Raw genomic sequence first — 23,704 nt, 5'->3', positions numbered from 1 at the left:
GTGAGGTAGTCAAGCGGAGGAGATTGCGATTTCAGTTGAGGTTATTTTCGATGAAAAATGAATGTTAAACTGCCGTATAAATAACCGTGAGGTCTTATTTCGATCCCTGATTTTCCCTGAGAAATTCTTCGTATCGTAAAACTTCACTTTTGTTACCGACTATCAGAGGTACTCGCTGATGGAGGTGTTCAGGTTTAATATCCAGTATCCTATGTGTTCCGGTTGTTGCATAGCCGCCTGCCTGTTCTGCAATAAATGCGATGGGTGATGCCTCAAACAGGATTCTTAATTTTCCTTCAGGCGTTGATGGGTCTTTTTTATAATCTGCCGGATATAAGAATATCCCGCCGTACAGGAGGTTCCTATGGAAGTCCGACACAAGGGAGCCTATATAACGTGATGTATATGGCCTGCCGCTTGCCTTGTCTATCTTTTTCAGGGAATCAATATACCTTCTTGTACCTTCATCCCAGTAAGCATAGTTTCCTTCATTTACACTATATATCTTGCACAGTTCAGGTATCTGTATGTTTTCATGGGATAGTATAAATTCTCCGACTGAAGGGTCGAGAGTGAATCCATGAACACCGGTACCCGTGGTGTATACCATCATTGTAGATGACCCGTATATAATATATCCTGCACATGCCTGACGTGAGCCTTTCTGCAGGCAGTCTTCCTCGGAACCTTTATGGCCTTTACTTATTTTTCGATGGATGGAGAAAATTGTTCCTATACTGACATTTGCCCCGATGTTTGATGACCCGTCAAGAGGGTCCATATTGATTGCATACTTTCCTACAAGGAATTCATCATGTACCTCTATAATGTTTTCATTTTCCTCTGAGGCTATAGCGCATGTCTTACCACCGTTTGTAAGTATGTTTATAAGAAGCTCATTGGCGTAGGTGTCCATCTTCTGAACTACCTCACCCTGAATATTAACTTCTCCGGTAGAGCCTATTACATTAGCCAGCCCTGCCATGTTTACCTGTTTTGCTATCATCTTTGCCGCAAGTGCAATATCATAAAGCAAACCTGAAAACTCTCCTGAGGCACCTGGAAATTTCCTCTGCTGATCTAATATATGTTGTTCAATGGTTTTTATTTTCATGATTAGGGATATTAGCAAAGGGGGTAATAGGTTGTCAATAAGTTATATTGACAGGTATTCCCTTATTCCATATAATCCTCTTGCTTATGAAAACACAGTTTATAGAAAGATTAGCCGGGATAAAAGAGGGTGAATTAATTGATGATGTCTTTCTTGTAAAAAACAAGCAGACATCTTTAAGAAAAGACGGCAGGCCCTACCTTATGATAAAGCTTTCTGACAGGACAGGTGTAATTGATGGCAAGGTTTGGGAGAATGTAGAAGAGTTCAGCGGAAAGTTCTCTGCAGAGGATTTTGTAAAGGTCAGGGGTGTAATATCAATTTATCAGGGTACTCGGGAAGTAAATATAAAAAATATAGAGCGTGTAGATGACAGTATAGTAAATTTTTCTGATTTTCTTGCATCGTCTGAATTCGACCCTGATAAGATGGCAGAAGACCTTTTTTTGATTATAAATAACATCAGTAATCCATATCTAAAGAGACTCTTATTGCTGTTTTATGAAGATAAAAATTTTATAACGCTATTCAAGATTGCCCCTGCGGCAAAGGACATACACCATGCATTTCTGGGCGGCCTGCTTGAACATTCCCTTGAAATTGCCGGACTCTGTATGGATATAAAGCGGCATTACAAAGATATTGATATAGACCTTCTCATTACCGGCGCTATTCTGCATGACATAGGTAAGATTAAGGAATTAAGATATACAAGGGTTCTTGACTATACTGATGAAGGCCGGTTGATTGGGCATATTACAATCGGGGTGGAGATGATAGATGAAAAGATAAGGCTTATTGAGGGTTTTCCCCCAAGGCTTGCCGTGCATTTACGACATTTGATTTTGAGCCATCAGGGTACTTATGAATGGGGCTCCCCCAAAATGCCGCAGACGCTTGAGGCAATAATACTTCATTATTTAGATGATATGAGTGCAAAGGTAAATATATTCAGGAAGTCATTTGCAGGAGGGGCAAAGGAACAGGGGGAATTAATCAGTTACAATAAAACGCTTGGGAGATACCTGTTCAGGAGTGTATATGATGACCCCGTTAGCGTACCCATACCGCTGACCGGTGATGACAATAAACATACCGACAACTCCGGTGCAGCCGGCGTAACCGGCGTAACCCAGGAGAAGCTGCTTTAGTTTGAAAAATCTACCTAATTTAATTACAATAATAAGGATATTATCTATTCCATTCTTTATATATCTGCTCATCAATGACCATGATATATATGCACTTTATGTATTTATCTTTGCCGGTATTTCTGATGCATTAGATGGTTTTATTGCACGGACATGGAATTTAAAGACAAAACTTGGGGCTTATTTAGATCCTATAGCCGATAAGCTTCTGATCCTTTCATCTTATGTGACCCTTGTCTTATTATCAAAGCTGCAGGTATGGATTTCAGTTGTAGTTATCGGGAGGGATGTCCTACTCGGGGTTATGGGATTAATAATGCTGAAATTCATTGACCTTCGTACTTATAATATCCGGCCTTCGATAATAGGCAAAGTTACAACAGTGATGCAGATAATTACTATCCTGCTGGTCTTATCCGGAAACAAAGGGAGTCTTTTTTCTATTGTGTTATGGATTACAGCCGCTGCAACAATATCTTCCGGCTTGCATTATTTATACAGAGAGTGCAGGATATTATGGTGATAAAATTAAGGCATTTTCTTGTATCTCCGAAAAGAACCTGCTAAAATATTTATGAAAATTACAGGTAAAACAAAGGTTATCGGCATAATAGGCTGGCCTGTAAGCCATAGCCTGTCACCTGTAATGCACAATGCTGCGTTTGAATTCCTTGGCCTTGACTACTGTTACGTACCCTTTGCAATCAAACCTGAAAACCTTAAAGAGGCAGTAGAGGCTGTAACTGCCTTGAATATAGCCGGTCTTAACGTTACGGTCCCTCATAAGGAGAATGTCTTAAAGTATGTGTATGAACTTTCTGAAGAGGCCGGGATGATTGGTGCAGTCAATACTTTAAAAGTTACCGACAAAGGATTAGCAGGTTATAACACTGACGGGACAGGATTCATAAATGCTATAAAAGAGGCAGGCAATCCGGTGACAAATAAAAGGCTGCTGATATTGGGGAGCGGTGGTTCTGCAAAGGCCGTTGTTTTTAAATCTGCTTCTGAAGGTGTGGAAGGAATAATTATTGCCAATAGAACTGTCAGCAAGGCAATTGCATTGATGAAACAAGTTAAGGAATACTTTCCATTGTTAAATATTGAGGTAACAGGAACAGGATATGACGAACTTAAAGGTGCAATTGAGAAGGTTGATACTGTTGTAAATACAACATCCGTAGGTCTCAGAAAAGAAGACTCATCACCTGTGCCAGGAGAGCTTATTCATAAGGGGCTGTTTATTTATGACCTCATCTATAATCCGTATGAGACTACTTTTTTAAGATATGCAAAAGCAGCCGGCTGCCGGTATTCAAATGGACTCGGTATGCTTATACACCAGGGTGCAGAATCATTCAGGATATGGACAGGCGTGGAGCCGCCAGTTGAGGTGATGAGGCAGGCGGTGGAAAGAGCGATGAGCAAACTTTGAGCAGAAGTTAGAGGCAAGAAGCAAGAAGTCAGAAGTAAGAGGCAAGAAGTTAGAAGAAAGATAACAGAAATTCCCTCCCCTTCAAGCGGAGGGGTAGGGTGGGGATGGGGTTCTTTTCGCATGAATAAAATCGGTAAAATGCTTGTAACTGCGAGGCTTGTCTCTGAAGAGAACATAGCTAAGGCGTTGTCGGTTCAAGAGAAGGAAGGGGGACGCCTCGGCAGTATCCTTGTGAGGCTCGGCTTTATAAAGGAACAGGACCTCCTTGATTTTTTAAGCAAACAATATGGTGTTCAATCAATAGAGCTATCTAAGATTGAGATTGATTCTGCGGTAATAAAATTACTCCCTACTGAGGTTGTCCAAAAATACAATGTGATACCTATACGCAGGGTCGGTCATGTAATAACAATTGCAATGATTGACCCGTCAAATATCTTTGCAGTTGATGATATTAAATTTATGACAGGTTATGATGTGGATGTTGTGATTGCAACTGAGAGTTCCATCCTTGCGGCAATGAACAAGTATTATGATACCAGCTCTGTTAATCTCCAGCAGGTATTAATGAGTATGGATGGTGCTGATGAGGGACTGAATATATTAGCTGAGTCTGAGACAGAAGAACAGGTAGACCTCAGGGAGTTAAAAGAGGCTGTTGAAGAGGCCCCGGTTGTAAAACTTGTCAACCTTATTCTGACAGATGCGATTAAAAAAGGGGCGAGTGATATTCATATAGAGGCGTACGAAAAAAGGTTTCGGGTACGTTACCGTATTGACGGTGTTCTTTATGAGGTCATGAATCCTCCGTTAAAACTGAGGGCAGCCCTTACATCGAGGCTGAAGATTATGGCAGAGCTTGATATAGCTGAAAGAAGACTGCCGCAGGACGGCAGGATAAAGTTAAGGATGAAGGACAGGGAGATTGACCTCCGTGTAAGTACACTACCGTGTCTTTTTGGAGAGAAGGTTGTGTTAAGAATATTGGACAAGGGTTCACTAAGCTTTGATCTGGCAAAACTTGGTTTTGAACCGAAGGCACATGAAGACCTGATGAAGGCAATACACGCACCTTATGGTATGGTACTTGTTACAGGCCCGACCGGAAGCGGCAAGAGTACAACCCTATACTCTGCACTCCAGCAGATTAACGAGGTTGGGGTTAATATTATGACAGCCGAAGACCCTGTTGAATATAATATGCTTGGGGTAAATCAGGTGCAGATGAAAGAGGAGATCGGCCTGAACTTTGCTGCTGCCTTGAGGTCGTTTCTGAGGCAGGACCCTGATATTGTGTTAGTGGGAGAGATAAGGGATTATGAGACTGCTGAGATAGCAGTTAAGGCAGCCCTGACAGGACACCTTGTTTTAAGTACCCTTCATACCAATGATGCACCGAGTACCATTACAAGACTTCTGAATATGGGCATAGAGCCGTTCCTTGTAGCCTCTTCTCTTGTCCTGATTATTGCACAAAGGCTTGTAAGGCGTATTTGCAAGGATTGTAAAGAAGAGGAGAAGGTTATTCCCGCTGCATTGATTGACCTCGGCTTTAGTGAACAGGATGCCCATGCCATTGTATGTTATAAAGGAAAGGGGTGTCAGACCTGCAATAATACCGGTTATAAAGGACGTGTTGCCTTGTATGAAGTTATGTTAATTGATGAAGAGATAAAGGAATTAATATTAGAGGGTGCATCAGCAACGGATATTAGAAAGAAGGCGGTTGTTAATGGGATGAAGACTTTGAGGATGAGCGGATTAACAAAGCTGCAGGAAGGTGTTACTACTATTGAAGAGATACTTAGAACTACTTTTGTGTAAACAGGAGGAATAAAATATGGCTGCCAACTTATATGAGCTCCTCCAGCTTATGATTGAGCGCGGGGCTTCAGACCTTCATATTACAACAGGTTCCCCGCCTCAGCTCAGGATTAATGGTAAGTTAACCCCTGTCAGCAGTACACCTCTTGCGGCATCCGATACAAAACAGATGTGTTACAGCATTCTTACTGAGTCTCAGAAACAGAGATTTGAAGAGGAGAATGAACTGGATTTATCCTTTGGTGTGAAGGCATTAAGCAGGTTCAGGGCTAATATCTTTATTCAGAGAGGTGCTGTCGGTGCAGCAATCCGCTCTATCCCGTTCAGCCTGAAAACTTTTGAGGACCTGGGACTTCCTCCGGTTGTCAGCGAGCTTGTGAAAAAGGCAAGAGGGCTTATCCTTGTTACCGGCCCGACCGGAAGCGGTAAATCCACTACCCTTGCGGCAATGATTGATAAGATCAACACTGACAGGCAGGAGCATATTGTTACCATTGAAGATCCTATAGAATTTATTCATAACCACAAGATGTGTATTGTAAATCAGAGGGAGGTACATGCTGATACAAAATCTTTTAAAAATGCACTAAAGTATATCCTCAGACAGGACCCGGATGTTGTGCTGATCGGTGAAATGAGAGACCTTGAGACTATTGAATCCGCCCTTACAATCTCTGAGACAGGTCATCTTACATTTGCTACATTACATACCAATTCGAGTATTCAGACTATAAACCGTATTGTAGATGTGTTTCCTGCACATCAGCAGCCGCAGATCAGGGCACAGCTCTCTTTTGTCCTTGAAGGTGTGCTTTCACAGCAATTATTACCGCGGAAAGATGGAAAGGGGAGGGTGCTTGCTGCTGAGGTTATGATACCTAATCCTGCAATAAGAAATCTTATCAGAGAGGATAAGATTCATCAGATATATTCCGTTATGCAGACAGGTCAGAGTAAGTTCGGGATGCAGACTATGAATCAATCGCTTTATGACCTGCTGACACGCAATTTACTTGGAAAAGATGAGGCAATCGGAAGGTCAAATCAACCTGATGAACTAATCTCCATGATAAACCGCGGCGGTATGTCCGCAGGAGGTATGAGATAATGGAGACTTATATCTGGACAGGAAGGACACGGGATGGGAAGAAACAAAAAGGTGAGGTAATCGGCAAAAACAAGGATGAGGTTATTGCCGTACTCAGGAAACAGAATATATTAGTAACTTCTGTAACAACCAGGGCAAAAAAATTAAATATTAACATCCCATTCTTACAGGCAAAGGTAAAAGATAAGGATATTGCTGTCTTTACCAGGCAGTTTGCGACAATGATAGATGCAGGCCTTCCCCTTATACAGTGTTTAGATATTTTAGCTAAACAGACTGAAAACAAGACATTCGCAACAGCGATAAATGAAATAAGGCAGGATGTGGAGTCAGGCTCGACTTATGCAGATGCACTTAAAAAACACCCCAGGATTTTTAATGACCTGTATGTAAATATGGTTGCAGCAGGCGAGATGGGTGGAATACTTGATACTATCCTTGCTAGGTTGTCTAAATATATAGAAAAAAACATCAGGCTTAAGAGTCAGATAAGGGCGGCACTTATATATCCATCAACAATAGTAGCGGTTGCAATAATTGTTATTGTCGTATTGCTCGTATGGGTTATACCGATATTTGCAAAGATGTTTACTGAGTTCGGAGGACAACTGCCTGCACCGACCAGGATTGTTATAGGTATGAGTGATTTTATGCAAAGGAATTTCTTTCTTATTGTCGGTATTACAATCGCATGCATATTTGGCCTTAGCAGATATTACAAGACTAAAAACGGCAGGAGAACTATAGACAGGCTTATTCTGCGTCTGCCGATATTCGGGATGCTTATGAGAAAGATTGCTGTAGCAAAGTTTACAAGTACTCTTGGAACCCTTATCAGCAGCGGTGTTCCTATACTTGACGGGCTTGATATTGTGGCGAGGACGGCAGGGAATAAGATTATAGAAGAAGGCATAGTTACTACGCGGCAGAGCATCAGTGAGGGGAAGACGTTATCTGAACCTCTTGAACAGACAAAGGTATTTCCCCCAATGGTTGTTCAGATGATTGCTGTAGGCGAGACGACCGGTGCGCTGGATACTATGCTTTCAAAGATTGCAGATTTCTATGATGACGAGGTTGATGCCACAGTAGCTATCATGACATCACTGCTTGAACCGATGCTGATGATATTTCTCGGAATAGCAATAGGTTCAATCGTAGTGGCAATGTATCTACCTATATTTAAACTCGCCGGTTCAATCGGATAACCGGGGTAAAATCACCTCAAAGATAAACGGAGAGGAATTGGAAGAACTAAGCAATAAACTGAAAAAGTTTATGGCGATAAGGGTGATTGCCGTCACCTTTTTCCTCGGTTCATTTTTATTTCTCGGTATAAAGTATAAAGAAGGCCCTTTTTTAATTCCTACCTTTTATTCACTGATTGCAACCACATATTTATTTACACTTATATATGCAGTCCTTTTCAATCGTGTTAGTTCTAAGGTCTCCACTTATATACAGTTATTCGGGGATTTAATCCTTATAACAGTGCTTGTAGCGGCATCTGACGGTATAGAAAGCCCGTTTGTATTCCTGTATCTGTTTTCGATTATACCGGCCTCCATTATGCTTTATAGGACCGGGGCCATGACGGCGGCATCTGCGGCGAGCATATTGTATGGCTTGATTGCAGATATCCAGTTTTATAATATTGTCCCCTTTATGCAGGTAACTACCTTGTCTGCTAAGGCATTTTTCTATGTTCTGTCTCTGCACATAACAGCCTTTTTTGCAGTGGCATATTTGAGCAGCAGTGCTGTAGAAACATTGAGGCGTATGAGGGAAGAGTTAAGAGAGAAGTCCAGTAACCTTGTGGAACTCCAGACCTTTAATGCTAATGTAGCGCAGTGTATGAGTACCGGTTTATTAACAACAGATGAGGGGGGCAGGATTACATCGTTTAACCGTGCTGCAGAGGAGATAACAGGTTATAAATGGGAGGAGGTTAAGGGCAGGCCATATATAGAAATAATCCCTGCAAAAAAACTGGAAGATATACTGCATAAACCTGAGGATATACTCCCGATTTACCGTTTTGAGAGTGAAATGCCGCGCAAAGACAGGGTTAATATAACACTTGGTTTAAACGTGTCGCGGCTGAAAGATGAAGCAGGCCACATTAGGGGCGTTATAGGTATTTTCCAGGATCTAACGAAGATCAAAGAGATGGAGATGGAGGTTAAAAAAAGAGAGAAGATGGCGATGATAGGTGAACTGGCCGCGGGTATGGCACATGAGATAAGAAATCCTCTTGCATCCTTGAGCGGTTCAATGCAGATATTAAAGCAGGAGCTATCACTTGATGAAGACCACAACCGTTTAATGAATATTGCTCTGAGGGAGATGGACAGGCTTAATAAAACGATAACAGATTTTCTAATTTATGCTAAACCTATTCCACTTCAGAAGAGGGTGATGAATATTAATGACCTGCTGATTGATGCCATAGAATTATTGAAAAATAGTGAGGCGCTCAGGAGTTCTGATATATCACTGCAGACAGAGTTTAAAGAAGATTCAATCATGGCATCAATAGATCCCCATCAGATCTCTCAGGTGTTCTGGAATCTGTCACTCAATGCAGTGCAGGCGATGTCTAAAAAAGGCGCAGAAGGAGGGGTATTTACTATTTCTTCAAGAAAAGGCACTATGTTGGAAATCAGTGAAAAAGAAAGGTCCGGAATAAAAGAATGGGTAGAGATTATTTTCAAAGATACCGGTGAAGGTATTGATGAGAAAATTCTAGATAAGATTTTTGTGCCTTTTTATACCACAAAAGAAAACGGCTCAGGCCTTGGGTTATCAATCGTTCACAGGGTAATTGAGGAACATGGGGGAAGGATATTCGTTAAGAGTAAGCCCGGCAAAGGGACTCAGTTTACATTGTATATACCGGCAGAGTAGAATATGTGAATCAAGGTTCCCTGCCTTTATCCCCCCTCCCTTGACGGGAGGGGGGTAGGGGGAGGGTGAGCTTTGGAACAAGGATAGAGTCAGGAGGTGTGTTTGGGAAAGATTCTTGTTGTAGATGATGAGAGGGGGATGAGGGAACTGCTGACAATAATGCTGCAGAAGGAAGGGTTTGATGTCAGTTCTGCAGACGGCGGTCAGGAGGCATTGGAGTTTATATCTCAGAGAATGTATGACATTGTTATTACAGATATAAAGATGCCTAATGTGACAGGCATAGACGTATTAAAGGCAGTTAAAGAAACATCACCGGAAACAATCGTCATAATGATAACTGCTTATGCCTCAACAGAAACGGCTATGGATGCGATGAAACTCGGTGCTTATGACTATATCAACAAGCCCTTTAAGATTGAAGAGATAAAACTGATTGTAAGAAATGCTTTTGAGAGGCGGAGGCTCAGGGAAGAGAATCTGCTGTTAAAGAGAAAGATACAGGAGTGGACGCTATCCGGCGTAATAGGAGGTATTGTAGGTAAAAGCCCCGGTATCCTCCGTATTGTTGAACTTATAGTGAAGATTGCCGACAGCCCGAGTAATATTCTGATTACAGGTGAATCGGGCACAGGTAAGGAGCTTGTGGCACGGGCGATACATAACTATAGTAACAGGAAGGAACAGTCATTCGTTGCATTGAATTGTAATGCCATACCTGAAGGACTTTTAGAGAGTGAGTTGTTCGGTCATGTGAAGGGTGCATTTACAGGTGCGATTGCGAGTAAGGAGGGGCTTTTTGAGACAGCAAATAATGGTACCATATTTCTTGATGAGATAGGTGATATACCACATAATTTCCAGATAAAAATATTGCGTGTACTGGAGGATAGAACCTTCAAGAGGGTCGGCGGAAATCAGGAGATAAAGGTTGACGTAAGGGTTGTTGCCGCTACCAATAAGGATCTTAAAAAGGCTGTAGCAGATGGAGAGTTCAGAGAAGACCTGTTCTACAGGCTGAATGTTATCCCTGTTGAGATGCCGCCGCTTAGAGACAGAAAAGAGGATATACCGCTTCTTATTGATCATTTTATATCAAAATATAATCGTATACTTGGAAGGAATATAAAGAAGGTGGCTGATGATGCCATGCCGAAACTGGTTAACCATCCATGGAAAGGAAATGTGCGGGAGCTGGAGAATGTAATAGAGAGGATTATTACCCTCGGCTCAGGAACTGAAATTGACCTGAGAAGCGTAGACGAATGTCTTCAAGGTAGTGTACCCTATAAAAGTCCTTTAGCCATTGATGTTCCTCTGGAAGGGATTGATTTGGAGGGTTTACTTAATAATATAGAGAAGAGCCTCCTGATAAAGGCCCTTGAAAGGTCAAAGGGGGTAAAAAAGGATGCTGCAGAATTATTACGACTTGAGTTCAGGTCTTTTCGATATAGACTTGCCAAGTACAATATATCGAAAGATGATGAGTAGGGGAGGCAGAAGCAAGAAGTAAGAGGTAAGAAGTCAGAGGCAAGAAGTAAGCAATACAACAGAAATTCCCCCTCCCTTGACGGGAGGGGGGTAGGGGGAGGGTGAGCTACGAGGATTTTTGTTTGAAGATTTCTTTAAAAACCCCTGCCAAGGTAAATCTATTCCTGCAAATAACCGGCAAAAGAGATGATGGTTATCATGATATTTTCACAGTTATGCAGATGGTTGAACTGTGGGATGAATTGATAATTGAACACAACGATACTCTGAAAGTTATCTGTTCAAACAATGACGCCCTGTCAGGAGAAGATAATCTTATTTATAAGGCAGCGTTGAAGTTAAAAGAATACTCAGGTGTTAAGGCCGGGGCAAAGATTACGCTTAAGAAGATTATCCCGGTTGGGGCAGGTTTAGGAGGAGGGAGCAGTGATGCTGCTGCGGCCTTGTACGGGTTGAATAAATTATGGGGAACAGGTTTCTCAAATGAAAGACTCTCCGCTATAGGGAGTGAACTCGGGAGCGATGTCCCTTTCTTTTTAAATGGGCCGACAGCAATAGGATGCGGCAGGGGTGATGAATTGATTCCCCTTAGTTATTCAGAGGAACTCTGGTTTTTACTGATTAATCCCGGCATACATATATCAACCGCATGGGCATATAAACAATTTGAGCTTTATCGTTCACTCGAAAATCCCCAAAGATCACCCCATCCCCACCCTAACCCTCCCCTTGAAGGGGAGGGGATAAGAACTAAGCACCCTCTCCCTCAGGGAGAGGGTCCGGGTGAGGGTGGGGTTTTCATTGCCCTTTCTGAAACTGCGTTACATGATGGTCCATCCGAAAATAAACCCCCTATCCCCCCCCTTAAACAAAGGGGAGGATTCTTATGGCCCGCTGTGAGCGCCCCGCTTATGACAGGTTCTTCTGAAATATTATCTAATTCAAAATTTGATAATCTTTGGATTGGCCCTTTTTCAGGGGCAAGATTTGAGTTGACAAACGAAGGTGAGCGTATTAAAATTCCACTGCCTAAAGGAATAAAGAAAGAGGGAGATAAATTATGGCTATCTCCTTTTAACGACTTTGAGGAGGTGATGACAAAAAAACACCCTGTAATAGAAAATATTAAAGAAAAGATGGTTGCCGGTGGAGCAATGTGCTCACTTATGTCAGGGAGTGGGTCAACTGTTTTTGGTATTTTTAGAGATAAAAGTAGTGCGGAGAGAGTGTTCATGTTATTACAGGACAATGGATGGAATTCGTGGGTTGTTAAATCTCTCCATCGTCCCCCTTATTCATAAAAATAATTACAAAACAAAGAGGAGGCGGCCAAATGGAAGTTACAGAAGTCAAAGTGTTTCCTGTAGATGAAGAAAGATTGAAAGCGTATGTAACAGTAACATTTGATAACTCTTTTATTATCAGGGATGTAAAGGTTATCAGGGGCAATACCGGTTTATTTGTTGCTATGCCGAGCCGTAAAAGGAAGGACGGCTCTTTCAGGGACATTGCCCATCCTCTGAATAATGAGGCAAGGGAGAAGATTGAAGGGGTGATTCTTTCAGAATACGAAAAGGAATTAACCAGAAAGACTTTTCAATAATAATCATCTGAACAGGTGATTGGTTATTGTTATATTGGGGCGTCGACAAGCGGTAAGTCACGAGATTTTGGATCTCGCATCCGGAGGTTCGAATCCTCCCGCCCCAGCTATGCTTTTTTAAGAAGGGGAAAGGTTTCGAGGGGTCAAGGGGTCGAGTGTGCTAGTGCGATTAAACACTTTAATCCTTGAATCCTTGAAACTTTTTTCAGGGAAACAGCAACGAGCTCAGGTTCACTATTGGAAACTAAAATTCCCTCTCCCTCAGGGAGAGGGTTAGGGTGAGGGTGGGGTTTTTCGTTTGAAGTTTTCGAATCAATTAGGCTGGAGAATAGATATATGCCAAACCGTGAGTTGAAAGTATTTACAGGAAATTCCAACAAGGGGCTTGCTGAGGAGATTTGCAGGCATCTTGAGATACCTCTTGGCGAGGCTGTAGTTAGCACATTTAGTGACGGCGAGATAATGGTTCAGATTAATGAGAATGTCAGGGGTAAAGACATTTTTGTTATTCAGTCTTTTTCTAATCCGGTGAACACTAATATAATGGAACTTCTGATTATGATTGATGCATTCAAAAGGGCATCTGCATCCAGGATAACAGCGGTAATACCATATCTTGGATATGCGCGTCAGGACAGAAAGGTGCAGCCGCGTGTGCCTATAACTGCAAAGCTTGTTGCTGACCTTGTAACTGTATCCGGGGCCAACAGGGCGCTTACTATGGACCTTCATGTAGGGCAGATACAGGGGTTTTTCAATATTCCTGTTGATAATCTGTATGCAACTCCTGTAATATTGGAGTACCTTCAGGGAAAGGCATTAAAAGATCTGGTTGTTGTATCCCCTGATGCAGGGGGGGTCGAGAGGGCGAGGGTGTTTGCAAAGAAACTCAGGGCATCGCTGGCAATAATAGATAAAAGGAGAGAAGGGGTAAATGTATCAGAAGTGATGAATATAATAGGAGATGTAAAAGATAAGGATGCACTACTGCTTGATGATATGATTGATACTGCCGGGACTATTACTCAGGGCGCTGAGGCAATAAAAAAGGCAGGGGCACGCAGGATTTTCGGTGCTTGTACTCACGCTGTCCTTTCAGGCAAGGCTATAGACAGGATTAATTCATCTGTATTCGACGAGTTGATTGTTACTAATACCATTCCTTTGAATGGAAAGGACATCGCCTGTAATAAGATTACGTCTTTATCCGTAGCACCTCTGCTTGGAGAGGCAATCAGGAATACCCACAATGAGACATCGGTAAGTTCTCTATTCATTTAATCAGAAGAAAAAATATAGTTAATAATTAATAGACCAACAGGAGGATTAAGAACATGGAAAGAATTTTGTTAAACGCAAGTACAAGGGCAGAAGGTGGAAAAGGGGTCGCAAGGAGCCTCAGGAGAGGCGGAAACATTCCTGCTGTATTGTACAGCAAAGGAGGTTCAACCCCTATAATTCTTGACCCGTTCAAGATTCAGAGGATGATCACGCTTGGACACGCAGAAAGTACACTTATTAATCTGAAGCTTGAGAATATTAGTGAAAATCAGGACAGAATAGCAATATTAAGGGATTACCAGACAGACCCCCTGACCGGCAAGGTTATACATGCAGACTTATTTGAGGTCTCTATGGATGAGAAGATAAGGGTTACTGTTCCGGTAGAACTTACAGGCGAGACCCCTATTGGAGTAAAAAGGGATGGGGGGCTTCTGCAATTGATACTGAGGGAAATTGAACTGGAGTGCCTGCCGTCTCTGATACCGGACAATATCCCGGTTGATGCATCAAAGCTGACTATTGGAGAGAGTTATCATATCAGGGATATTCAGGCAAGTGAAGGTATTAAAATTGTGATGGACCCTGAGCAGGTAATTCTGACTATTGCCTCCCCTGTTTCTCAGGAAAAGCTTGATCAGCTCCTTACAACCCCTGCACCTGGAGAGGCTACTAAGGAACCTGAACTATTGAAGAAAACAGGTAAGGAAGCAGAAGAGGGGAAAGAGGAGAAAGGAAAATAATTATAAATGCGGAGCGCCCCCTCACCCTGACCCTCTCCCCCAAGGGGAGAGGGAAGCTTAGCTTATTCCCTCCCCACCTTTTTAGATTGGGGGAGGGCATGCTTAAATATCCCACCCTCCCCTTCAAGGGGAGGGTGTGCTTAAAAGATTCCCTCCCCTTCAAGGGGAGGGTTAGGGTGGGGATGGGTTTCGTAGGAGGCTAAGTACTGAAGATTATTGCAGGGCTTGGAAATCCCGGACCTAAGTATAAAAATACAAGACATAATATCGGTTTTTGTGTTATTGAAAGGCTTGCATCCTCCTTTTCCATAAAATTTAAGGAAGAAGACGGCCGTTACAGGTATGGCAGGGGAAAAATATCCGGAGAAGATGTTATCCTCCTCCAGCCTTTGACTTATATGAACAGGAGTGGTGATGCAGTCGGGGAATTCATGCGTTTTTATAAGGTTTCCCCAAAAGACCTGATATTGATATATGATGACCTTGATCTTAATACCGGACAATTAAGGGTGAAAGAGAGAGGGGGGAGTGGTGGTCACAAGGGATGTACTTCTGTTATTTCCTCAATCGGGACAGAAGACTTTATAAGGGTAAGATTAGGTATCGGCCGGCCAGCAGCCGGTAATGATATTGTTGGGTATGTATTATCCGAATTTAAGCGTGAAGAACTGCCTGTAATAGAGACAGCAGTGGAGAATGCAGCAGAGGCAGTAAGGCTGGCCATAGATAATAACATACTCGTGGCTATGAACAAATTTAATCAGTAGAGAGGAAGGGGGAAAGATGGAGCAGTTTGTAGATTATTCGTGGATATTCGGAGTTGCCGGATTAGTAATCGGGGCGTTTATTTATTTTTATATAGCAAGACAGCCTGATGGTTCCGCTAAGATGAAGGATATCGCTGCAAAGATACACAGCGGCGCTATGGCATATCTTAGAAGGCAATATGTAATATTAGTAGTTTTTATTATCATAATATTTATTGCGTTGTCTTATGGTCTTAATTACCAAACCGGTATTGCTTATGTGTGCGGGGCATTGTCTTCAATGCTGGCAGGTTTATTTGGGATGCAGGCGGCCACAAAGGCCAATGTCCGTACGGCACAGGCTGCAAATCTTTATAAGCCTGATTCTGCAAAGGCATTGTTCATTGCATTTGCAGGCGGGGCTGTTATGGGGCTTGCAGTTGCAAGTATCGGGATTATAGGAATCGGTATCTTCTTCTATCTCTACGGGCATGACCCTTTAACCTCTTCAGTTATTAGCGGATATGCCATGGGTGCAAGCTCTATTGCCCTTTTTGCAAGGGTTGGAGGCGGTATATATACAAAAACTGCTGATGTCGGTGCTGACCTTGTAGGAAAGGTTGAGGCAGGAATTCCTGAAGACGATCCGAGGAACCCAGCGGTTATTGCAGATAACGTCGGTGATAATGTCGGTGATGTTGCAGGGATGGGCGCCGACCTCTTTGAGTCTTATGTCGGGGCAGTGGTTGCAACAATAGCGATTGCTGCTACTACTATGATTGGTAGTCCGATGATAATGACTTTCATGTCATTCCCGGTAGCTGTTATAGTAGTAGGACTTATATCATCAATCCTTGGTATAGGCTCAATGCTGATATTGGAAAAGTTAAGCCCGGCAGCAGCTCTGCGTTATGCTACTTTTATTGCAACCGGAATATTTCTTATCCTTGCATATTTAATGACTGTATATACTGGTATCGGTCTTGGAGTCTTCTGGGCGATTGCAGTAGGAAGTATTGTCGGGATTGTTATCGGACTGATTACGGAATGGTACACCTCGGCCTCTCCTATAACAAGATTGGCCAATGCATCATTAACCGGTGCAGCGACTAATATCATAACAGGACTGTCCATAGGAATGGAAAGCGTGGCCCTGCCTATGTTGGCAATAGTAATTGGTATATATGTATCCTACTCATTTGCAGGCCTTTATGGCATAAGTATAGCCGCAGTTGGAATGCTTGCTACAGTAGGCATAACCATGTCAGTTGATGCTTATGGCCCTATAGCAGATAATGCAGGCGGTATCTCTGAGATGAGCGGACTTGGTAAGGATACAAGGGCGATTACAGACAGCCTTGATGCACTTGGAAATACCACTGCGGCAATTGGAAAGGGATTTGCAATAGGTTCTGCTGCACTTACCGCACTTGCCCTGTTTGCTGCATATACACAGGCAGCACATGTATCAACCATCTCTTTATCCGATCCTTTTGTCATGATTGGATTATTCATCGGCGGTATTATGCCTTTTTTTATTACAGCTATTACAATGTCTTCTGTTGGAAAGGCGGCAGGAAAGATGGTTGATGAGGTAAGACGCCAGTTCAGGGAGATAAAAGGGCTTATGGAAGGTAAGGCAGAACCGGATGTTGTAAGATGTGTTGACATCTGTACTACTGCTGCATTGAAAGAGATGATTATACCGGGTGTATCAGCGGTTATTGTCCCTATTATTGTAGGATTTCTTCTTGGAGCTGAGGCGCTTGGGGGTTTTCTTGCAGGGGCGACTGTGGTAGGTGTCCCCATGGCACTGATGCTTGCCAATGCAGGCGGGGCATGGGACAATGCAAAAAAATTCATAGAAGGCGGTGCACACGGCGGCAAGAAATCTGATGCGCATAAGGCCGCTGTCGTAGGAGATACGGTCGGTGATCCATGCAAGGATACATCAGGTCCTGCTATGAATATATTAATAAAACTAATGTCAATAGTTTCACTGGTTATTGCACCATTATTAATCAAATAAAGGGCAGTAGAGTTATTTACAAGGGGAACAGAGATTGTTCCCCTTTCTTTTTTTAAAGGGTATAAAGGGTAAAATGGGATTTAACTGTGGTATAGTAGGTCTTCCAAATGTAGGCAAATCAACGATATTTAATGCACTGACATCAGCCGGCGCTAATGTAGCAAATTATCCATTCTGTACAATTGACCAGAATGTAGGCGTGGTAGGTGTTCCTGACCAAAGAATGGACCGGCTTGTGGAGATGTTTAAACCTGAGAAGATAACACCCACAACACTTGAATTTGTGGACATTGCCGGATTGGTTAAGGGTGCATCAGCCGGAGAAGGGCTTGGTAATAAGTTTCTTGGTCATATCAGGGAGGTGGATGCCATAGTGCATGTGGTCAGATGTTTTGATGACCCGGATGTTGTTCATATTTACGGTGGTGTAGATCCAAAAATGGATATAGATATAATAGAGACTGAACTTGCACTCTCAGATTTAGATTCCCTTAGTAAGAGGATTCAGAGGGCGGAGAAGGCATCAAAGTCCGGAGAAAAGGGGGCGGCCGTTGAGAAAGAATTTCTCACAAAGCTCTCCGACATGCTTTCACAGGGCAAACCCCTGCGTTCACCCCTGCTTTCAAATGCCTATTCTGATGAAGAGAAGAAGATATTAAATGAGATGCATCTCCTGACAATAAAGCCGGTTCTGTATGTGGCTAATGTTACTGAAGAGGAGATGCTTGAAGGGAATGAGTTTGTAAGGCAGATAGAGGAACTGGCAGAAAAAGAAGGTGCAAAGGTTATAACAGTTTGTGGTAAGATAGAGGACGAATTGTCTTCTATGTCCCTTGCAGAACATAAGGAATTCCTTGAAGAGATGGGCCTCTCAGAACCCGGATTATTTAAGATAATACGTGAGGGATATAGCCTGTTGAATCTTATTACATTTTTTACAGCAGGTGAGAAAGAGGTCAGGGCGTGGACAGTCCTTCAAGGGACTAAGGCACCGCAGGCCGCGGGCAAGATACACTCCGATATTGAACGCGGTTTTATCAGGGCAGAGATAATGTCATATAATGACCTTGATTCACTCGGATCTTCACAGGCAGTAAAAGAGAAAGGACTTCTCAGGCTTGAAGGGAAAGAGTATGTTATGCAGGAAGGGGATATCGTCTATTTTAGGTTCCATGTGTGACGGCTTCGTGAAAAGAGGTTAGAAGTAAGAAGCAAGAAGTTAGAGGTAAGAAGATAGAAGCAAGACATACGACGTAAGAAATTAAGATAAAATCCCGCTTAACTAAGTGATGCTGAGTTTTCCACCTCCCTTGACGGGAGGGGATTAGGGGGAGGGTGAGCTATGGAGGATTTTCAGATGAAAAAGATAATTATACTATCAGCATTGTTCTTAACGATATTGTTTGTAGCTCAGGCGTTTGCAGGTATGTCTTTTCTAAAGTCGGTGATATTTATCAATGATAAAAATGAACAGCAGATTTTTCAGCAGCAGAGGGTTTATTCTGATGTGGATATGGTAAGGGTTGAGGAAGAGGCGTCTGATATAGAAGGTAATCCCAAGGTCAGGATATATGATTTTCAGAAAAAAAAGATGTATACGATTATGATGAACGTGAAACTTTATCTTGAACAGGAGATAGGGTTTGAAAAGGATTTTGTATTATATGAAGTTACACCGGAAAAAAAGTACGGTGAACGTAAGGATATAAAGATAGATAAGACAAAACAGGGAGAAGAAGTTTTGGAAGGTCATAAGTTAATTAAATATGAAATCAAGGTCACCCTCAAGGATGAAAAGGGTAAAGACAAGCGGGTACTGGATCAATATAATTTATGGGTTGCTGATGACCTTAATCAAATGCCGGTAAGGTATGAGTACAGTCAAAACAATGGGAAACGGGTGATAAGCTACACTGATATTAAAACCGAGCCGGTTGATGCATCTCTCTTTTCTATACCGGAAGGATACAAGGCGATAAGTCCTTTTTAGGTGAACTCCCATGAACCGTAGGTTCACAAATGGCAATGAAAACCCCACCCTCACCCTAACCCTCTCCCTGAGGGAGAGGGGGCTTAGTTGATTCCATCCCCTTCAAGGGGAGGGTTAGGGTGGGGATGGGGTTGATTTTCGGATGAACCCTCATGAGCCGGGCGCTCACAAAGGGCCATGAAAATCAGTGGGACAAGAAAGTCCCGCCTATCCTCGTAGATATGGATAGGCGGGGTTTTCTTACCCCGCCGGAAGGGATTTTCGGATGAAGTTGAGTAGTTATGTTATTATGCGGAGGTTGTGATGTCTAATGTTATAGTTACAGGTGCGCAGTGGGGCGACGAAGGTAAGGGTAAAATAGTTGACCTGCTGACAGAAGATGCTGATTACATAGTACGGTATCAGGGTGGTCATAATGCAGGACACACCATTGTTATAGGGGAGAATAAATTCGTCCTACATCTGATACCTTCAGGCATACTTAGGCCGGGTAAAAGGTGTGTTATTGGAAATGGTGTTGTAATAGATCCACAGGCATTATTGGCAGAGATAGATGGGCTTAAAGACCGCGGCATAGAGGTTAAAGACCATTTATATATAAGCGGCAGGGCACATATTATAATGCCTTATCACACGGCCATTGAGAAAGAGAGTGAGAAACTGAAAGGGTCTCTCAAGATTGGTACAACAGGCAGGGGAATAGGGCCTACTTATGCCGACAAGATGGCACGTGTCGGGATCCGTGTTGTAGACCTTGTTGATAGAGATATTTTCAGGGAGAAATTGAAAACAAACCTTTTGGAGATGAACTATTTCCTTGAAAGGTTATACGGGGTAAAAGGCTTTGAGCTTGATGATGTCTACAATGAATACATCAGTTATGGAGAGAGGCTGAAGGGCTTTGTGATTGATACCCCGATCCTCCTGGACATGGCTATGAATGATGGGAAGAATATTCTTTTTGAGGGCGCTCAGGGGACGCATCTTGATGTTGACCACGGGACATACCCTTATGTAACCTCTTCAAATGCAACTGCAGGCGGCGCTTGTACAGGAACAGGTGTCGGGCCTACAAAGATAGACAGGGTTGTCGGTGTTGCAAAGGCATATACAACACGTGTGGGGAGCGGGCCGTTCCCGACTGAACTTCATGATGATATAGGTGAATTCCTAAGAAGCACAGGTAAGGAGTTCGGCGCTACTACAGGCAGACCAAGAAGGTGCGGGTGGTTTGATGTACCTGCTACGTCTTATGCTGTAAAGGTGAACGGATTTACTGATATTGCATTGACAAAGCTGGATGTCCTGGACAATCTGGATGAGATAAGTATATGTGTGGGTTACAAATATAATGGGAAAAGCTACAATGATATGCCGTCTGAATTAAAGGTACTGGAAGGATGCGAACCTGTTTATGAAAAGATGGCCGGCTGGATGACTACAACAGCCGGCATATCAGATTATAATGCCCTTCCTGAAAATGCCAGGAAATATATTCAACGTATTCAAACATTGATCGGCGTAGAGATAAGCATCATTTCTACGGGATTCAGGAGAGACGAAACAGTACTCTTAAAAAAGGTCTTTTAGGCTTACTCCTTGCTTTTAAGAAGAGCATCAACCCTGTTTGCAATAACAGTAAGTGACTCCCTTGTCTGATTATAATAAATCGGGATACGTGAAAACGTACAGTTTTTTCCTGCCCCGGCAATATACATTGCGCAGTTTTCCTTACAGGGGACTTCTTCAGCCGGTGTGCTCATAAAAGGACAAATTACATTCATTTAACTACCTCCTTAGTTAGGATTATAAATTAGGGCATGTTGAGTTGTAAAGAACTTTTCGGAGAATCAGCAAAATAGTGAAACAAATCTTAATACATTATCAGGAGATCGCACTTAAAGGGAAGAACAGGTGTTTCTTCGTTAAGAGGCTGATTGACAACTTAAAAAAGGTTTCAAAGAATCTTGGTGTAAAAGATATAAGAGAGGTAAACAGCAGGATTATAATGCAGCTTTCATCAGATGCGGATGAAACTCAGCTAAGAGATGTTGTTTCAAAGGTATTCGGGATTGCCAATTTTTCTTTTGTCTCCAGGACTAGCAATAACATAGATATACTGAAAGATGCTGTGCTTGCAGATGTTAAAAAAGGGAAATTGGAATTCAGGAGTTTCAGGATAAGGACAACCAGGGGGTACAAGGAATACCCACTCAAATCAATGGATGTGGACAGGATTATCGGCGGTCTTGTTAAAGAGACAACCAATGCAAGGGTTGATCTGAAAAATCCTGAGCTGACCATATTTATCGAAATACTTTTAAAAGATGCCTGTTTCTATACTGAGAAGATACAGGGCCAGGGAGGTCTGCCTGTAGGGACGAGCGGAAAGGTTGTTTGCCTTCTGTCCGGCGGTATTGATTCACCTGTAGCCGCGTACCGTCTGATGAAACGCGGATGCTCTGTTATTTTTGTCCATTTTCACAGCTATCCTTACCAGAGTAAGACTTCGCAGGAAAAGGCAGGGGATCTTGTGGATCTTTTAAGTCAATATCAGAATTCATCATCAATGTACATGGTACCGTTCGGTGACATCCAGAAGGAGATAGTTCTGAATGCACCGGCAAAATACAGGGTTGTCCTTTACAGACGTATGATGCTTAGAATTGCGCAGGTTATTGCGATAAAAGAAAAGTCGCTTGCACTTGTTACTGGCGACAGCCTCGGACAGGTCTCATCCCAGACCCTTGAAAATATGTCAACCATTGAGGCTGCTGTCAACCTTCCTGTATTCAGGCCGCTCATTGGAATGGATAAAATAGAGATTATTGACAAGGCAAAAGCGATTGGAACGTATGATATATCCATAATACCGGACCAGGATTGCTGCCACCTTTTTATACCAAAGAACCCTGCTATCAGAACTTATGCAGATGAAGTCGAAAAGGTCGAACAGGGGCTTGATATTGAGAAGCTGGTTAAGATGGGTATTGATAATGTTAATCCACCCTTGTGAGCCTACTTCATCCGAAAATCTCCATAGCTCACAATTATAGATGGGATGTTCTTCACAATTAAAATCTCTATATAAAAATAAATCTTGACTTGCTGAATGAATTTATGAAGTATGCCTTTGATCATACTGATGTACTGGATGATATACCGGCTGATGCCGAACTTGTAATATTACCTACGGATGACCTTCTACTATATAATGAAAATAAAACGGCCGTAGATTCCCTGCTTAAAGAAGGAAAGAATCAAAAACAATATTGCCGAATATTGAATTATTGTCAGCCTAAATAAGGAAGCATGTTAATTGAACAGAACAGTCCCCTTTATTTACGATATTTATGATGCTTTTTGTTCCTGAAGTTTTTCCTGTACCCAAAGATTGATCAGTGTGTCGGCAGTCACACCACGTTTTTGTGCAATCGCCTGAATTTCCTCAGATAGTATTTTGTCAACAGCGTAATATGTAACCTCTGACTCAATATCTACTTCAAATGAAGCTTCTTTGGTTTTATCCCAAAACTCAGACAAATCATGGGTATCCCAAAACTCACCAATTTCCCTGTATGATGTTGCCTCGGATAGCGAGGTTTTATGTTTTCTCATATAATCTCCTTTCGGCCTTTGTCATGTCGCGCGCCGATAAAATTAAGGCTCGTTTATCTGTTTTCCAAACAAAGAACACAATCAGATAACGCCCCCCGTCAGTTTGCCCCATTGCCGCATAGATATTTTCGCCTGACCTATGCCCCTTCTCAACAAATCTGAAATGAGGGTTATTATCCAAAATCTCTCTGACTTCCTGTTGTTGGATATTATGTTTGCTGATAATTTTGCCAATAATATCATCAAACCAGATAAGTCCATTAATTTCCAAATCATTATCTCCACTGATAACAAGGCTCCGAGATCCTCTGCCGGAATGTCTCGTAAACGTTGAAATTGTTTTTTAAGGATATGGTAGTCAAAAGGTATTTGTCTGTCAACAAAGATTTTGCTTGTTGTCTTTGTGATTATATAGAGGATAAAGATGGTGCCCCATGAATTAACTATGATGAATAGTAAAGTAAATAAAGTGATATTTCAAAAGGCGCCCCTTTATTGAGGTCTGATATTGATTCATATAATCCTGAGGCTCTTGCAAAAGTCTCCGTGACATCTGGTAAAACCGGCACAAAATTGGATTTTGCAATTTAAAAATCACCTATCGTACAAATTAGATCGTTAAATTACACTTTTTAAGCAATCCAAGCATTTTCAGGGCGTACTT

The 23,704-nt window shown here is 42.3% G+C and carries 23 protein-coding genes and 1 tRNA gene; 20 read left to right on the top strand and 4 right to left on the bottom strand.

Annotation, left to right across the window (positions count from 1 at the left end; translation table 11 throughout):
- Positions 1-94: 94 nt before the first annotated feature.
- Positions 95-1,114: a class 1 fructose-bisphosphatase gene (fbp, locus tag HZA08_00995; GenBank protein MBI5191999.1), complete on the bottom strand. Its 1,020-nt coding sequence runs from the start codon at positions 1,112-1,114 to the stop codon at positions 95-97.
- 86 nt (positions 1,115-1,200) lie between these two features.
- Between fbp and HZA08_00990 the strand changes: the two genes are divergently transcribed.
- From HZA08_00990 to HZA08_00905, 18 genes are all read left to right on the top strand, one after another.
- The gene (locus HZA08_00990; GenBank protein ID MBI5191998.1) at positions 1,201-2,265 is read left to right on the top strand and encodes an HD domain-containing protein; all 1,065 of its coding nucleotides are present in this window, start codon (positions 1,201-1,203) and stop codon (positions 2,263-2,265) included.
- 1 nt (position 2,266) lies between these two features.
- Positions 2,267-2,788 carry a CDP-diacylglycerol--glycerol-3-phosphate 3-phosphatidyltransferase gene (gene pgsA, locus HZA08_00985; protein MBI5191997.1) on the top strand — a complete coding sequence of 174 codons (522 nt, stop codon included), beginning with the start codon at positions 2,267-2,269 and terminating at the stop codon, positions 2,786-2,788.
- 51 nt (positions 2,789-2,839) lie between these two features.
- Positions 2,840-3,700: a shikimate dehydrogenase gene (locus tag HZA08_00980; protein ID MBI5191996.1), complete on the top strand. Its 861-nt coding sequence runs from the start codon at positions 2,840-2,842 to the stop codon at positions 3,698-3,700.
- A 120-nt stretch (positions 3,701-3,820) separates the two neighbouring features.
- A complete protein-coding gene (pilB, locus tag HZA08_00975; protein ID MBI5191995.1) occupies positions 3,821-5,524 on the top strand; it encodes a type IV-A pilus assembly ATPase PilB in 1,704 nt (567 codons plus the stop codon).
- Positions 5,525-5,540: 16 nt separating this feature from the next.
- Complete coding sequence (locus HZA08_00970) at positions 5,541-6,632, top strand: PilT/PilU family type 4a pilus ATPase (protein MBI5191994.1); 1,092 nt, start codon at positions 5,541-5,543, stop codon at positions 6,630-6,632.
- Complete coding sequence (locus tag HZA08_00965; protein MBI5191993.1) at positions 6,632-7,840, top strand: type II secretion system F family protein; 1,209 nt, start codon at positions 6,632-6,634, stop codon at positions 7,838-7,840. The genes HZA08_00970 and HZA08_00965 overlap by 1 nt, the downstream gene beginning before the upstream one ends.
- Positions 7,841-7,877: 37 nt before the next feature.
- Positions 7,878-9,539: a PAS domain S-box protein gene (locus HZA08_00960; protein ID MBI5191992.1), complete on the top strand. Its 1,662-nt coding sequence runs from the start codon at positions 7,878-7,880 to the stop codon at positions 9,537-9,539.
- A 102-nt stretch (positions 9,540-9,641) separates the two neighbouring features.
- Complete coding sequence (locus HZA08_00955; GenBank protein MBI5191991.1) at positions 9,642-11,030, top strand: sigma-54-dependent Fis family transcriptional regulator; 1,389 nt, start codon at positions 9,642-9,644, stop codon at positions 11,028-11,030.
- A 101-nt stretch (positions 11,031-11,131) separates the two neighbouring features.
- A complete protein-coding gene (gene ispE, locus HZA08_00950) occupies positions 11,132-12,331 on the top strand; it encodes a 4-(cytidine 5'-diphospho)-2-C-methyl-D-erythritol kinase (GenBank protein MBI5191990.1) in 1,200 nt (399 codons plus the stop codon).
- A gap of 32 nt (positions 12,332-12,363) precedes the next feature.
- Positions 12,364-12,633 (top strand): septation regulator SpoVG, encoded by a 270-nt coding sequence (gene spoVG, locus HZA08_00945; GenBank protein MBI5191989.1) that lies wholly within the window; start codon positions 12,364-12,366, stop codon positions 12,631-12,633.
- A 35-nt stretch (positions 12,634-12,668) separates the two neighbouring features.
- Positions 12,669-12,740 (top strand) — tRNA-Gln (locus HZA08_00940).
- A gap of 229 nt (positions 12,741-12,969) precedes the next feature.
- Positions 12,970-13,914 (top strand): ribose-phosphate pyrophosphokinase, encoded by a 945-nt coding sequence (locus HZA08_00935; protein MBI5191988.1) that lies wholly within the window; start codon positions 12,970-12,972, stop codon positions 13,912-13,914.
- Between the two features lie 53 nt (positions 13,915-13,967).
- Positions 13,968-14,657: a 50S ribosomal protein L25 gene (locus HZA08_00930; protein MBI5191987.1), complete on the top strand. Its 690-nt coding sequence runs from the start codon at positions 13,968-13,970 to the stop codon at positions 14,655-14,657.
- A gap of 206 nt (positions 14,658-14,863) precedes the next feature.
- Positions 14,864-15,424, top strand: coding sequence for an aminoacyl-tRNA hydrolase (locus HZA08_00925; protein MBI5191986.1), 561 nt, complete (start codon positions 14,864-14,866; stop codon positions 15,422-15,424).
- A 16-nt stretch (positions 15,425-15,440) separates the two neighbouring features.
- The gene (locus tag HZA08_00920; GenBank protein MBI5191985.1) at positions 15,441-17,432 is read left to right on the top strand and encodes a sodium-translocating pyrophosphatase; all 1,992 of its coding nucleotides are present in this window, start codon (positions 15,441-15,443) and stop codon (positions 17,430-17,432) included.
- Positions 17,433-17,505: 73 nt separating this feature from the next.
- Positions 17,506-18,612 (top strand): redox-regulated ATPase YchF, encoded by a 1,107-nt coding sequence (ychF, locus tag HZA08_00915; GenBank protein MBI5191984.1) that lies wholly within the window; start codon positions 17,506-17,508, stop codon positions 18,610-18,612.
- 177 nt (positions 18,613-18,789) lie between these two features.
- Positions 18,790-19,422 carry a hypothetical protein gene (locus HZA08_00910; GenBank protein MBI5191983.1) on the top strand — a complete coding sequence of 211 codons (633 nt, stop codon included), beginning with the start codon at positions 18,790-18,792 and terminating at the stop codon, positions 19,420-19,422.
- A 303-nt stretch (positions 19,423-19,725) separates the two neighbouring features.
- On the top strand, positions 19,726-21,012 hold the full coding sequence (locus HZA08_00905; protein ID MBI5191982.1) for an adenylosuccinate synthase: 1,287 nt from the start codon (positions 19,726-19,728) through the stop codon (positions 21,010-21,012).
- A gap of 2 nt (positions 21,013-21,014) precedes the next feature.
- Here HZA08_00905 and HZA08_00900 read toward each other — a convergent pair whose 3' ends face one another.
- Entirely contained in the window at positions 21,015-21,206 is a 192-nt protein-coding gene (locus HZA08_00900) for a hypothetical protein (protein ID MBI5191981.1), read from the bottom strand.
- A 77-nt stretch (positions 21,207-21,283) separates the two neighbouring features.
- Between HZA08_00900 and thiI the strand changes: the two genes are divergently transcribed.
- On the top strand, positions 21,284-22,438 hold the full coding sequence (gene thiI, locus HZA08_00895) for a tRNA 4-thiouridine(8) synthase ThiI (protein MBI5191980.1): 1,155 nt from the start codon (positions 21,284-21,286) through the stop codon (positions 22,436-22,438).
- A gap of 104 nt (positions 22,439-22,542) precedes the next feature.
- Positions 22,543-22,728 carry a hypothetical protein gene (locus HZA08_00890; protein MBI5191979.1) on the top strand — a complete coding sequence of 62 codons (186 nt, stop codon included), beginning with the start codon at positions 22,543-22,545 and terminating at the stop codon, positions 22,726-22,728.
- A 45-nt stretch (positions 22,729-22,773) separates the two neighbouring features.
- On the opposite strand, the gene HZA08_00885 is transcribed toward HZA08_00890, so the two are convergent.
- Positions 22,774-23,040: a hypothetical protein gene (locus HZA08_00885; protein ID MBI5191978.1), complete on the bottom strand. Its 267-nt coding sequence runs from the start codon at positions 23,038-23,040 to the stop codon at positions 22,774-22,776.
- Positions 23,027-23,311, bottom strand: coding sequence for a BrnT family toxin (locus HZA08_00880; GenBank protein MBI5191977.1), 285 nt, complete (start codon positions 23,309-23,311; stop codon positions 23,027-23,029). The genes HZA08_00885 and HZA08_00880 overlap by 14 nt, the downstream gene beginning before the upstream one ends.
- Between the last annotated feature and the right edge of the window lie 393 nt (positions 23,312-23,704).

This window comes from Nitrospirota bacterium, from assembly GCA_016212215.1.
GTDB lineage: Bacteria > Nitrospirota > 9FT-COMBO-42-15 > HDB-SIOI813 > HDB-SIOI813 > JACRGV01.
Note: the sequence above shows the minus strand (reverse complement) of the source record. Positions and strands in the feature narration are given on the sequence as shown.

Bases quoted from the DNA above. Each gene is read 5' to 3' on its own strand.
- fbp (MBI5191999.1), bottom strand. From the start codon at position 1,114: ATGAAAATAAAAACCATTGAACAACATATATTAGATCAGCAGAGGAAA.
- HZA08_00990 (MBI5191998.1), top strand. From the start codon at position 1,201: ATGAAAACACAGTTTATAGAAAGATTAGCCGGGATAAAAGAGGGTGAA.
- HZA08_00980 (MBI5191996.1), top strand. From the start codon at position 2,840: ATGAAAATTACAGGTAAAACAAAGGTTATCGGCATAATAGGCTGGCCT.
- pilB (MBI5191995.1), top strand. From the start codon at position 3,821: ATGAATAAAATCGGTAAAATGCTTGTAACTGCGAGGCTTGTCTCTGAA.
- HZA08_00970 (MBI5191994.1), top strand. From the start codon at position 5,541: ATGGCTGCCAACTTATATGAGCTCCTCCAGCTTATGATTGAGCGCGGG.
- HZA08_00965 (MBI5191993.1), top strand. From the start codon at position 6,632: ATGGAGACTTATATCTGGACAGGAAGGACACGGGATGGGAAGAAACAA.
- spoVG (MBI5191989.1), top strand. From the start codon at position 12,364: ATGGAAGTTACAGAAGTCAAAGTGTTTCCTGTAGATGAAGAAAGATTG.
- HZA08_00935 (MBI5191988.1), top strand. From the start codon at position 12,970: ATGCCAAACCGTGAGTTGAAAGTATTTACAGGAAATTCCAACAAGGGG.
- HZA08_00930 (MBI5191987.1), top strand. From the start codon at position 13,968: ATGGAAAGAATTTTGTTAAACGCAAGTACAAGGGCAGAAGGTGGAAAA.
- HZA08_00920 (MBI5191985.1), top strand. From the start codon at position 15,441: ATGGAGCAGTTTGTAGATTATTCGTGGATATTCGGAGTTGCCGGATTA.
- ychF (MBI5191984.1), top strand. From the start codon at position 17,506: ATGGGATTTAACTGTGGTATAGTAGGTCTTCCAAATGTAGGCAAATCA.
- HZA08_00910 (MBI5191983.1), top strand. From the start codon at position 18,790: ATGAAAAAGATAATTATACTATCAGCATTGTTCTTAACGATATTGTTT.
- HZA08_00905 (MBI5191982.1), top strand. From the start codon at position 19,726: ATGTCTAATGTTATAGTTACAGGTGCGCAGTGGGGCGACGAAGGTAAG.
- HZA08_00900 (MBI5191981.1), bottom strand. From the start codon at position 21,206: ATGAATGTAATTTGTCCTTTTATGAGCACACCGGCTGAAGAAGTCCCC.
- HZA08_00890 (MBI5191979.1), top strand. From the start codon at position 22,543: ATGAAGTATGCCTTTGATCATACTGATGTACTGGATGATATACCGGCT.
- HZA08_00885 (MBI5191978.1), bottom strand. From the start codon at position 23,040: ATGAGAAAACATAAAACCTCGCTATCCGAGGCAACATCATACAGGGAA.